The organism is Geodermatophilus amargosae, assembly GCF_900116515.1.
GTDB classification, from domain to species: Bacteria; Actinomycetota; Actinomycetes; order Mycobacteriales; family Geodermatophilaceae; genus Geodermatophilus; species Geodermatophilus amargosae.
Genome location: NZ_FPBA01000048.1, coordinates 1 through 11,489, shown reverse-complemented (window position 1 = coordinate 11,489; position 11,489 = coordinate 1). Strand labels below are relative to the sequence as shown.

10 protein-coding genes and 2 pseudogenes are annotated in these 11,489 nt (G+C 76.4%); 10 read left to right on the top strand and 2 right to left on the bottom strand.

Annotated elements, in window-relative coordinates; all coding sequences use genetic code 11:
- The first annotated feature begins 233 nt into the window (after positions 1 to 233).
- The gene (locus tag BM414_RS27740; RefSeq protein WP_245785043.1) at positions 234 to 509 is read left to right on the top strand and encodes a hypothetical protein; all 276 of its coding nucleotides are present in this window, start codon (positions 234 to 236) and stop codon (positions 507 to 509) included.
- Between the two features lie 22 nt (positions 510 to 531).
- Here BM414_RS27740 and BM414_RS27735 read toward each other — a convergent pair whose 3' ends face one another.
- Positions 532 to 1,326: an enoyl-CoA hydratase-related protein gene (locus BM414_RS27735; RefSeq protein WP_093585190.1), complete on the bottom strand. Its 795-nt coding sequence runs from the start codon at positions 1,324 to 1,326 to the stop codon at positions 532 to 534.
- A 135-nt stretch (positions 1,327 to 1,461) separates the two neighbouring features.
- On the opposite strand from BM414_RS27735, the pseudogene BM414_RS31595 reads away from it, so the two are divergent.
- The 6 genes and pseudogenes from BM414_RS31595 to BM414_RS27710 all read left to right on the top strand — a co-directional run.
- A pseudogene (locus BM414_RS31595) lies at positions 1,462 to 1,782 on the top strand (FTR1 family protein); the annotation flags it as partial.
- A 64-nt stretch (positions 1,783 to 1,846) separates the two neighbouring features.
- The gene (locus BM414_RS31590; protein WP_281246805.1) at positions 1,847 to 2,362 is read left to right on the top strand and encodes an FTR1 family iron permease; all 516 of its coding nucleotides are present in this window, start codon (positions 1,847 to 1,849) and stop codon (positions 2,360 to 2,362) included.
- Complete coding sequence (gene efeO, locus BM414_RS27725) at positions 2,355 to 3,500, top strand: iron uptake system protein EfeO (RefSeq protein WP_175551881.1); 1,146 nt, start codon at positions 2,355 to 2,357, stop codon at positions 3,498 to 3,500. Before BM414_RS31590 ends, efeO begins: the two co-directional genes overlap by 8 nt.
- Positions 3,501 to 3,582: 82 nt before the next feature.
- Positions 3,583 to 4,890, top strand: a complete 1,308-nt coding sequence (efeB, locus tag BM414_RS27720) for an iron uptake transporter deferrochelatase/peroxidase subunit (protein WP_093585188.1) — start codon at positions 3,583 to 3,585, stop codon at positions 4,888 to 4,890.
- A gap of 216 nt (positions 4,891 to 5,106) precedes the next feature.
- Positions 5,107 to 6,891, top strand: a complete 1,785-nt coding sequence (locus BM414_RS27715) for a protein kinase domain-containing protein (protein ID WP_093585185.1) — start codon at positions 5,107 to 5,109, stop codon at positions 6,889 to 6,891.
- Positions 6,892 to 6,916: 25 nt separating this feature from the next.
- Positions 6,917 to 8,452 (top strand): serine/threonine protein kinase, encoded by a 1,536-nt coding sequence (locus tag BM414_RS27710; RefSeq protein WP_245785042.1) that lies wholly within the window; start codon positions 6,917 to 6,919, stop codon positions 8,450 to 8,452.
- Positions 8,453 to 8,473: 21 nt separating this feature from the next.
- Here the strand turns inward: BM414_RS27710 and BM414_RS27705 are convergent, their stop codons facing one another.
- A complete protein-coding gene (locus BM414_RS27705) occupies positions 8,474 to 9,217 on the bottom strand; it encodes a hypothetical protein (protein ID WP_093585180.1) in 744 nt (247 codons plus the stop codon).
- 211 nt (positions 9,218 to 9,428) lie between these two features.
- On the opposite strand from BM414_RS27705, the gene BM414_RS27700 reads away from it, so the two are divergent.
- The 3 genes and pseudogenes from BM414_RS27700 to BM414_RS27690 form a co-directional block, all read left to right on the top strand.
- Entirely contained in the window at positions 9,429 to 10,712 is a 1,284-nt protein-coding gene (locus tag BM414_RS27700) for a competence/damage-inducible protein A (RefSeq protein ID WP_093585178.1), read from the top strand.
- A 40-nt stretch (positions 10,713 to 10,752) separates the two neighbouring features.
- Positions 10,753 to 11,163 carry an SRPBCC family protein gene (locus BM414_RS27695; RefSeq protein ID WP_093585175.1) on the top strand — a complete coding sequence of 137 codons (411 nt, stop codon included), beginning with the start codon at positions 10,753 to 10,755 and terminating at the stop codon, positions 11,161 to 11,163.
- Positions 11,164 to 11,226: 63 nt separating this feature from the next.
- Positions 11,227 to 11,489: pseudogene (locus BM414_RS27690) on the top strand (HNH endonuclease); the annotation flags it as partial.

The window sequence follows — 11,489 nt, the reverse complement described above, 5'->3', positions numbered from 1 at the left end:
CGCGGAGGCGCCGTCGAGCACCGCCGGGTCGGTGAAGGCGCCGGGGTCGATGACCAGCCGCCGGTCGCCGTCGCTGATCGCGACGCAGGCGTGCCCGTGCTTCGTCAGCTCCATGACGTCAGCTCCATGAGCGCATCCTGCCGTCGCGGCCGCCGGTCCGCCGCCTCACCCGGACGGGTGACGGGAGCACCGCCCGGCTGCCCCGGCGACCGGCGCCTGCCGACCTCCCTGGCATGGCCCCCACCGCCACCACCCCCACCGCCACCACCCCCACCGCCACCACCCCCACCGCGTTCGCCGCCACCACCTACGTCGCCGCCCGCAGCCGCGCCCACGGCCCGACCGCCGCCCTGTGGCACGCGGTCGAGCTGCACCGTCCGGCCGCCGAGGTCGACGGCGCCTGCGAGCTCACCCTCTGCGGCACGCTGGCCCGCGTCACCCTCGACGAGGAGTGGCCGACGTCGGCCCGCGACGTCTGCGCCCCCTGCGTGGTCCTCGCCCGCGGTTGATGAGCCGTCGGCGCCCTGCGGGTCAGTTGCCGGTGAACCTGGCCGGGCGCTTGGCGAGGAAGGCCTCGACCGCCTCGGCGTGGTCGGCGGTGCGGCCGAGCTCGGTCTGCAGCCGGGCCTCGAGCGCGAGCGTCGCCTCCAGCGAGTCGGTCGGCGCCGTGGCCAGCACCGTCTTCACCGCCCGGTAGGCCGCCGTGGGCCCGGCCGCGAGCCGCTCGGCCAGGGCGCGCGCCTCGCCGGCCACCTGGTCGGCCTCGACCACGCGGTGCACCAGACCCCACTGCAGGGCGGTCTCGGCCGGGAACGCGTCGGGGAGCAGCAGCAGCTCGGTGGCGCGGGCGACGCCGACGTTGTGCACGAGCCGGGCGGCGAGCGCGGAGTCGCTGGACAGGCCGATGCCGGTGAACGCCGTCGTGAACTTGGCGCCGGCAGCGGCCACCCGCAGGTCGCCGGCCATCGCCAGCCCCAGGCCCGCTCCCGCGCACGCCCCGTTGATGCCGACGACGACCGGCACCCGCAGCGCCGACAGCGCCAGGACCAGCGGGTTGTACTCGTCCTCGACCACCGACAGGGACGTCGCCGCGTCCCCGCGCAGCGACTCGACGTGCTCGCCGAGGTCCTGGCCCACGCAGAACGCGCGGCCGGTGCCGGTGAGGAGCACGGCGCGCACCGACCCGTCGTCGGCGATCCCCTGCACCACCTCGAGCAGCTCGCGGCGCATGGCGCGGGAGATCCCCGGCCGCTGCAGGGTGACCGTCGCGACGCCGCCCGCGTCCTCCCGGGTCACCGTGGTCTGCGTTCCCGTCGGGTCGGACATGGGGGTCACCCTGCCACGGTCGAGCGGGCCGGACAGAAGCATCCCGTCCGAGCTGGATCGAGCGCACGACGAGTAAGGTGTGCCTGCCCTACGTACCGAACGGGGGTCACCACCACCCCCATCGGAGGACCGGGCATGGGCCAGGCGTTCCTCGCCAGCTACCTCATCGGTCTCCGCGAGGGCCTCGAGGCCACCCTGGTGGTCAGCATCCTGGTGGCCTACCTGGTCAAGTCCGGTCGGCGCCGCCAGCTGCTGCCCCTGTGGGCCGGCGTGGCCGGCGCCGTCTTGCTGTCGGTGCTCTTCGACGCGCTGCTCACCTACACCGAGACCGCGCTGCTGGCCGACTACCGCTCGCGCGAGCTGTTCGAGGCGATCACCTCGGTGCTCGCCGTCGGGCTGGTCACCTGGATGGTCTTCTGGATGCGGCGCACCGCGCGCCGGCTCAAGGGCGAGCTGACCGGGCGGCTGGAGGCCGCGATCGGCGTCGGCTCGCTCGCCGTCGCCGGTATCGCCTTCCTCCGTGGTCCGCGAGGGCCTGGAGACGACGCTGCTCTTCTACGCCGCCGCCCAGGGCGCCACCACGACGACGACCCCGCTGGTCGCGATCTCCGCGGGCGTGCTCACCGCCGTCGTCGTCGGCGCCGGCCTGTACGCGGGCGCCATCCGGATCGACCTGTCGCGGTTCTTCACCGTCAGCGGCGTCCTGCTGGTCTTCGTCGCGGCCGGCATCCTCAAGTACGGCGTCCACGACTTCCAGGAGGCCGGCGTCCTGCCCGGACTGGACGTCCTGGCCTTCGACGTCTCGGGCGTCCTCGACCCCACCAGCTGGTACGGCGCGACGATCGCCGGGATGTTCCACATCACCGCGGCGCCCACGGTGCTCGAGACGGTGGCCTACGTCGCCTACCTGCTGCCGGTCCTCGCCGCCTTCCTCTGGCCGGCCCGCACCCCCGCGGCCGCCCCCCAGCCTCCCGGCGCCACCCCGGCCCGGACCACCTCCTCGCAGTCGGAGACCACCGAGCACGTCCGTGCGTGACCGCCGCCTCCCCCTCCTCACCGCAGCCCTCCTGGCCGCGCTGACCACCGCCGCCTGCGGCAGCGCCGACGCCGGGTCCGGCGGCGCCTCGGGCGGGGAGGCCGCCGACACCGTCCCCGTCGCCGCGTCCGACGACGCCTGCGACGTCGCCAGCAGCGAGCTGCCCGCCGGCACGCACCAGTTCCAGGTGACCAACTCCGGCAGCCAGGTCACCGAGTTCTACGTCTACGCCGACGGCGACCGGGTGGTGGGCGAGGTCGAGAACATCGCCCCCGGCCTGACCCGCGAGCTGCTCGTCGAGCTGCCCGCCGGCACCTATGAGGCCGCCTGCAAGCCCGGCATGGTCGGCGACGGCATCCGCAGCGACCTCACCATCACCGGCGAGGCGGCCCAGCTGTCGGAGGACGAGACCCTCGCCCAGGCCGGCGCCGACTACCAGCGTTACGTCCAGAGCCAGACCGGCGCCCTGCTCGAGCAGACCACCGCCTTCGTCGACGCGGTGGAGGCCGGCGACGTCGAGGGTGCCAAGGCGCTGTTCCCGGTCGCGCGCACCTACTGGGAGCGCATCGAGCCCGTGGCCGAGGTCTTCGGTGACCTGGACCCGCTGATCGACGGCCGCGAGGGCGACCAGGCCGAGGGTGAGGACTTCACCGGCTACCACCGCATCGAGCAGGCGCTGTGGGTCGGGAACACCACCGAGGGCATGGCCCCCTACGCCGAACAGCTGCTGGTGAACGTCCGGGAGATCGTCGACCTGGCCAACGAGACGACGCTGGAGCCGCTGCAGCTGGCCAACGGCGCCAAGGCCCTCCTCGACGAGATCGCCACGGGCAAGATCACCGGCGAGGAGGACCGCTACTCGCACACCGACCTGTGGGACTTCGCCGCCAACCTCGAGGGCTCGGAGGCCGCGGTCCAGGCGCTGCGCCCCTACCTCGAGGAGACCGACCCCGACCTGGTCGCCGAGATCGACGAGCGCTTCGCCGCCACCGAGGCCGAGCTCGAGCAGTACCGCACCGACGGCGGCTGGACGCTGCACGACCAGCTCACCGAGGACCAGCTGCAGGGTCTGTCGGACAGCATCACCGCGCTGTCGGAGTCGGTCGGCCAGGTCGCGGCGGTCGTCGCCGACCAGTGACCCGCGCGACACCGGCGCCGGGACGCGCCGGTGCCCACGGCGGCGTCGGGACCGACGACGCCGTCCGACCTGCGAGGGAGCCATGACGGAACCGACCGCTGAGCAGCCGGCCCCGCAGCCGCGGGCGGCCGGGCTGTCCCGCCGCCGCCTGCTGGGCGCCTTCGGCGCCGGCACCGCCGGCGTCCTCGCCGCGGGCGCGGCCGGTGGCGTCATCGGCCGCGCCACCGCGGACGACGCGCCCGCGGCCGGTGCGGCCCCGACCGACGCGGTGCCCTTCCACGGCGAGCACCAGGCCGGCATCGTCACGCCCGCCCAGGACCGGCTGCACTTCGTCGCCCTCGACGTCACCACCGACGACCGCGAGGACCTCGTCCAGCTGCTCCAGGACTGGACCGAGGCCGCCCGGCGGATGACCGCGGGCCGGGACGCCGGCCCGGTCGGTGCGGTGGACGGGTCGCAGTACGCGCCGCCCGACGACACCGGCGAGGCGATCGGCCTGCCGGCGTCCGGGCTGACGGTCACCGTCGGGTTCGGGCCCACGCTGTTCACCACCGCCGACGGCACCGACCGCTTCGGCCTGGCCGCCCGCCGGCCCGCGCCCCTGGTCGAGCTGCCCGGGTTCCCCGGCGACCAGATCGACCCCGCGATCAGCGGCGGCGACCTGTGCATCCAGGCCTGCGCCAACGACCCCCAGGTCGCCGTCCACGCGGTCCGCAACCTGATCCGGATCGGCGCCGGCGTGGTGAGCGTGCGCTGGTCGCAGCTGGGCTTCGGCCGGACGTCGTCGACGAGCACCGGCCAGGCCACCCCGCGCAACCTGTTCGGCTTCAAGGACGGCACCGACAACCTCAAGGCCGAGAACGGCAGCGCGCTCGACCGCTTCGTCTGGGTCGGGGACGGGGACGCCGACTGGCTGCGCGGCGGCTCCTACCTGGTCACCCGGCGCATCCGGATGCTGATCGAGCCGTGGGACAGCTCCTCGCTCGACGAGCAGCAGCGCACCATCGGCCGCACGAAGGGCAGCGGCGCCCCGCTCGGGCAGCAGGCGGAGTTCGACCCGGTGGACTTCACGGAGCAGGTCGACGGCCGGTTCGCCGTCCCGGAGACCAGCCACGTGTTCCTGGCCCACCCGACCAACTCGGGGACGGCGATCCTGCGGCGCGGCTACAGCTTCGTCGACGGCTCCGACGGCCTCGGCCGGCTCGACGCGGGGCTGTTCTTCATCGCCTTCCAGCAGGATCCGGAGACCGGCTTCGTGCAGGTGCAGCGCAACCTGCGCCTCGACGCGATGAACGAGTACATCCGGCACACCTCCTCCGCCGTCTTCGCCTGCCCGCCGGGCGTGCGCGACGACGGCGACTGGTGGGGACGCGCCCTCTTCGACGGCTGACACCGGCCGTTCGCCCGGCCGTCCCCGGCGCGTCGTCCGCCGGCTCCCGGCGTGTCCCCCTGTCGATGCGGAGCCGTGACGCACGAGGCCCCCCGGACGGGTGGTGCAGCTGGGAGTATGTGTGGTCTCGGAGGTCCCGGGCACCCCTGCGGACGGGGGCGGACGTCCGGGGTGGACGGCGCCGACAGCAGGGTCGGCAGTGAATGGAGCGGTCCCGTGGTGGAACCAGGTCGCCGGATGCTCGGTGACCGCTACGAACTCACCGGGCTCATCGCCTCGGGAGGCATGGGACAGGTCTGGCGCGGCACCGACGAGCTGCTGCACCGGCCCGTCGCGGTCAAGGTCCTGCGCAGCGAGTACACCGGCGACCCCACCTTCCTCGCCCGCTTCCGCGCCGAGGCCCAGCACGCCGCGGCGCTGAACCACCACAACATCGCCGCCGTCTACGACTACGGCGAGACCACGGCCCGGGACACGGCCGGGGACACCGGCGAGACGCTGGCCTACCTCGTCATGGAGCTCGTCGAGGGCGAGCCGCTGTCGGCGCTGCTGCGCCGCGAGGGCCGGCTGGACACCCCGACCACGCTCTCGGTCCTGGGTCAGACCGCCGCCGCGCTCGCCGAGGCGCACCGCGCCGGGCTCGTGCACCGCGACGTCAAGCCCGGCAACATCCTGGTCCGCGCCGACGGCAGCGTGAAGATCACCGACTTCGGCATCGCCTGGTCGGCCGGCAGCGTCCCGCTCACCCAGACCGGCCAGGTCATCGGCACCCCGCAGTACCTCTCGCCGGAGCAGGCCGAGGGGCACCTCGCCACCCCGGCCAGCGACGTCTACGCCCTCGGCCTGGTCGGCTACGAGTGCCTCACCGGCCACCCGGCGTTCGAGGGCGACAACGCGGTCACCATCGCGCTCAAGCAGCTGCGGTCGGACCCCGAGCCGCTGCCGGACACGCTGCCGGTCGACGTCCGCACGCTCATCCGCCGCGCGCTGTCGAAGGACCCGGCGGCCCGCATGGCCGACGGCGCGGCGTTCGTCGCGGCGGTCGAGGACGCCCGCGCCGGCCGGCTGCCGGCCTGGGAGCCGCCTCCCGCCGCGGTGCCGGCCGCCATGCCGGCCATCGTGCCGCCCGTCGTGTCCGCCGGCGTCGACGCCGGCCCCCCCACCCAGGCTGCACCGGCCCCGGTCCTGCCCGGCCCCCGGGGGACGCGGCGCAGCAGCCCCCCGCCGCCCGGCCGCCGCCGGGTCGCGACCGTGCTCGTGCCGCTGTTGGCGCTGCTGCTCGGCGCGGGGCTGGCCGCCGCCGTCTTCTCCGCGCTGACCGATCCGCCGTCCCCGACCATCGTCGCCGCGCAGACCCGGGAGAGCGAGGAGGGCGTGGTGCTCGAGGCCGGCGACTACGTCGGCCGGCCGATCGACGACGTCGCCACCCAGCTGTCCGCGCTGGGCCTGGGTGTGGAGCGGCGCGAGCAGGTGACCGGCTCGGCCGTCCCGGGCCGGGTGCTCGGCGTCTCGCCCGAGGGCGTGCGGCTCGAGCCGGGCGACGACGTCGTCGTCACCTTTGCCGTGGCGCCGTCCGGCGGCCGCGGCTCCGGATCGACCTCCTCCGGGAGCAGCGACGACGGCGGGGTCTCGGCCGTGACCGGGGACAGCGCTCCCGCGCCCGTGGTCGAGCCGGTCCCGCCCGCGCCGGACCCGGCGACCGGCACCTCTGCGACGACCACGGAGGCCGCGACGCCCACCTCGTCCACCACGGCGGCGGGCTCGGCACCCGGCTCGGGTTCGGGCACGGGGACCGGCACGGGGACCGGCTCGGGGACGGGCACCGGCACCGGCACCGGCACGGGTCCGGGAACGGGCACGGGGTCCGGCACGGGCACCAGCACCTCGTCCCCGGCGACCAGCAGCTCCGGCGCGCCGCCGACGTCATCCTCACCGGTGACGACGACGCCCCCGACACCTGGCACCACCACCCCGGACGCGGGAGCATCGACCGGCGACTGACCCGGTCCGAGGAGGTGTGATGGGCGTGAGCCCCGTGCGACGCGTCGTCGGCGGCCGCTACGAGCTGCTCGGCCTCCTCGCGACCGGCGGCATGGGGCAGGTCTGGCGCGGGCGCGATGCGCTGCTGGACCGCCCCGTCGCCGTCAAGCTCCTGCGCAGCGAGTACACCGAGGACGAGACCGTCCGCAGCCGCTTCCGGACCGAGGCACGGCTGGCCGGCCGGCTGCTGCACCGCAACATCGCCGCGCTGTACGACTACGGCGAGGCGGTGACCGACGACGGCGAGGTCGTCGCGCACCTGGTGATGGAGCTCGTCGACGGCGAGCCGCTGTCGGCGCTGCTGACCCGCGAGGGGCGCCTGCCGCCGGACCGGGCGCTCGACCTCGTCGGTCAGACCGCGGCGGCGCTGGCCGCCGCGCACGCCGCCGGGGTGGTGCACCGCGACGTCAAGCCGGGCAACGTCCTGGTCGGCGCCGACGGCGTCGTGCGGATCACCGACTTCGGCATCGCCTGGTCGGCCGGCAGCGCGCCGCTGACCCGCACCGGCCAGGTCGTGGGCACCGCCCACTACCTCGCACCCGAGCAGGCGGCCGGTGGCAAGGCGGGGCCGGCCAGCGACGTCTACTCGCTCGGGATGGTCGCCTACGAGTGCCTGGCCGGGCGCCGGGCCTTCGACGGCGAGCACCCGGTGCAGATCGCGCTGCGGCAGATCCGCGACGAGCCCGACCCGCTGCCGGACGACCTGCCGGCGCCGGTGCGGGAGCTGGTGGCCCGGATGCTGGTCAAGGACCCCGCCGGACGGCTCGCCGACGGCGCCGCGGTGTGCGAGGCGATCACCACCGTCCGCGAGGGCCGCGCGCTGCCACCCGCGCCGGCGCCGGTCACCGCACCCCTGCCGGCCGCCGTCGCGGCTTTCCCGGCCGGTCCGCCGCCGCGGCCGCCGCGCCGGGGCGGGCGGGTGCTCGCCGGCGTGGCCACCCTCGCGGTCGGTGCCGCCCTGGGCGTGGGGGTGCTCCAGGTGACCGGACCCGGTCAGACCCCGGTGACGAGCGCCGGGGCCGGCCCGACGTCCTCCGCCGGGGGCATCGACGTCGGCCGCGCGGACCTCGTCGGCCGGTCCGCCGACGAGGTCGAGGAGCAGCTGGTCTCCGCCGGGCTGCGGGTGCGCCGCGTCGTGGTGGAGACGGCGGACGCATCGCCGGGGATCGTCACCGCGGTGACCCCGGTCGGGCGCCTGGACACCGGGGACACGGTCACGCTGACGGTGGCCGCGGCCGTGCCGGCACCGTCGTCGCCGACCACCACGGCGCCGTCCTCCGAGCGGGTCCCGGAGACCTCCTGGCCGCCCGTCTGGCCCTCTGCACCGGCCGGTCAGGCGACGGAGGTGGCCGACCCGCTCCCGACGACTCCCCCGCCCGTCCCGGCGCCCGCGCCGTCCACCCCGACGGCCGACGACGCCCCGGGGAACGGCAACGGGAACGGCGACGCCAACGGGAACGGCGACGCCAACGGGAACGCCGGGGGCAACGGGCGGGGCAACGGCTGGGGGCGCGCCGGCTGAGCCGTCGGCACCTCCGCAGCGTCAGCGACGGCGGCCGGGTACCAGCCAGACGGCGGCGGCGACCGCCGCCAGCGCCATGGTCAGCACGAACCCGCGGTCGGTGTCGGCGCGGGGGAGGACGACGAGCGCCCAGAAGACCGCCAGGCCGGTGAGCCCGCCCAGCGCGATCCGCTCGGCGCTAGCCGGCCGCAGTCGCAGCGCCGGCACCAGGCGCACGGCGGCGGCGACCCCGGCGAGGAGGGCGCACAGGGTGGCGAAGGCCGACCACGCCGGCACGTCCCCCCACAGCGCCGAGCCCTCCGGACGCAGGAACAGGCCGAGCTGGAGCAGCACGAGCCCCAGCGCGGCCAGGCCCCCGGCCACCAGCGCGACGCGGTCCCGGGGCGCACGCGGCGCGCGGGGGGCCGGCGGGGTCTCCGGACGGGAGGCGGGAGCGGCCGGCGGGGGGACCGGCGGGGCGCCGAGCAGGGAGTCCAGCGGGTCGGTCGGCAACGGGCCGTTCGGCTGGGGGTGGGCCGGCTGCCCGGGGGAGGCGTGCTGGCCGTGCGCCGGTTCCGCCGTCGTCACCGGCTGGGGCGAGGTCACCGGGTAGGCCGGCGCGGGCAGGGCCGACGGCGGGAGGGTGGCCGGGGCGGTCACCGGGACGGCGGTGCGCCCCTCGGCGTGCTGGGCGGTGTGCGCGGTGGCGCCCGCGGCGGTCGCACCCTCCCCGGTCACGGGGATCTCCTGGGTGCGTGGGGCGGCCGGCGGGGGCGAGGTGGTCACGGGTGCTCTCTCCTCCAGGGACGGCGGCAGCCGGTCCGCGCGGGAGGACCGGTCCTTCCCCGCACGCTATCCGCGGTGCCCGGCCGGGACGGGGAGGTGCGGCGGCGGGTCCGGCCGCTCGGCCCGCAGGGTCCCGCTGCGGGCGTGTGGGCGTGTGGGCGTGCGGGCGTGCGGGCAGCGGGGGGCGCGGGGTCCTTCTAGGGTCGGTCGGGTGGGCACGCGCGCGGGCATCGTCGTCACCGGCACCGAGGTCCTGACCGGCCGGGTCGCCGACCGCAACGGGCCCTGGGTGGCCGAGGAGCTGCAGCGGGCCGGCGTCGACGTCGGCACCGTCATCGTCGTGGGCGACCGGCCCGAGGACATGAGGGGCGCGCTGGAGTACCTCGCCGCCAGCGGCGTCGACCTCGTCGTCACCACCGGCGGCCTGGGACCCACGGCCGACGACCTCACCGCCGCGGTCGTGGGCGAGGCGCAGGGACGCCCGCTCGACGTCGACCCGGAGCTCGAGCAGCGGGTCGCCGCCGTCGTCGAGAAGCTGATGTCGCGGCGCGGCTGGCGGGCCGACCCGGAGGCGACGGCGGCCGGGGTGCGCAAGCAGGCGATGGTCCCCGCGGGCGCCACGGTGCTCGAGCCGGTGGGGACGGCGCCGGGCCTCGTCGTCCCGCCGGCCGACGGGCGCAGCGGGCCGGTCGTGGTAGTGCTGCCCGGGCCGCCGTCGGAACTGCAGGGCATGTGGCCGGCCGCGCTGGCCGCCGGGCCGGTGCGGGAGGTGCTGGCGGGGGCCGGTGAGCTGCGGCAGGAGACGATCCGGCTCTACGGCACGCTCGAGGCCCAGCTGGCCGCCACGCTGCGCGGGCTCGAGGACGGGCTCGGCGGCCTGGAGATCACCACCTGCCTGCGCGAGGGCGAGCTGGAGATCGTCACCCGCTTCGCGCCCGACGCCCAGCCGGCCTACGACCGGCTGGCCGCCGCGCTGGCCGAGGAGTACGCGGCGACGCTGTTCTCGACCGGGCCGACGCTCGACGACCTGGTGGCCGGCGCGCTGGCCGACCAGGGGCTCACCATCGCCACCGCCGAGTCGTGCACCGGCGGGCTGCTGGTGGCCCGGCTGATCGAGCGGGCCGGGTCGTCGGCGTGGGTGCTCGGCGGGATCACCTCGTACGCCAACTCGGCCAAGGAGCACCTGGTCGGCGTGCCGGGGGAGATGCTGGCCGAGTTCGGCGCGGTGAGCCCGCAGGTGGCGCTGGCACTGGCCGAGGGCGCGCGGGAGCGGTTCGGCGCCGACGTCGGCGTCGGGATCACCGGCATCGCCGGCCCCGGAGGCGGGACGCCGGACAAGCCCGTGGGCACCGTGCACCTGTGCGCCGTCGGCCCGTCCGGGCAGCAGGCGCGGTCGGTGCGGCTGCGCGGCTCGCGGACGGCGGTGCGCGAGCGCTCCGTCGTCCAGGCGATGCACCTGCTGCGGCAGCTGCTGCTCGGCGGCCCGCCGGCGTGAGGGTGCCGGGCCGGGTCCGTCCGGGAACGGAGGAGGTCGCATGGGCAGGGTGACGCTGCACGCCACCGGGCCGGTGGCGCCCGCGGAGGCGTGGGAGCGCTACGCGGAGCCGGCGCGGTGGCCGACGTGGGCGCCGCAGATCACCGGTGTCCAGGTTCCGGTGCCCCGGCTCGCCGCCGGGGTCGAGGGCCGCGTGCGGGGCCCCCTCGGGGTGACGCTGCCGTTCGTCGTCGAGTCGGTGGACGAGACGGCCCGGCGGTGGGCCTGGACGGTCACCGCCGGTCCGGTGCGGCTGCACCTCGTGCACTGGGTGACCGACGGTCCCGACGGCGGCAGCACGACGGGCCTGCGGATCGACGGTCCCCTGCCCGTGGTGGCGGCGTACGCGCCGCTCGCCCAGCTCGCCATCGGCCGGCTCGTCCGTCCTCTCGGCCGAGCGGACGCGGGGTAGCTCGCGCCGCTGCACCACGCTGACCTGCGGGAACTGTCGTACCCCCTCCGTAGGTTCGGGGGCGTGCAGGAGGTCGCGGAGTACGTGTCGCCGGTCGAGCGTGCGCTCGTGGCGTGCCTGCTCGACCGGCCCGTGCGTGCGCAGCGGGTGCCGGTCGCGCTGCTCTCGCGGGAGCAGACGGGCGCCGAGTTGGCGCGGCTGCAAGCGCGGAAGGCCATGGACGCCGCTTACGAGGCCGAGCTCGTGCTCGGGCTCGCTGATGACAGTCCCGATGACGACGACCCTGCTCCCGGGACACCGGGTGCCGGCACGCGGTCGTGGAAGCC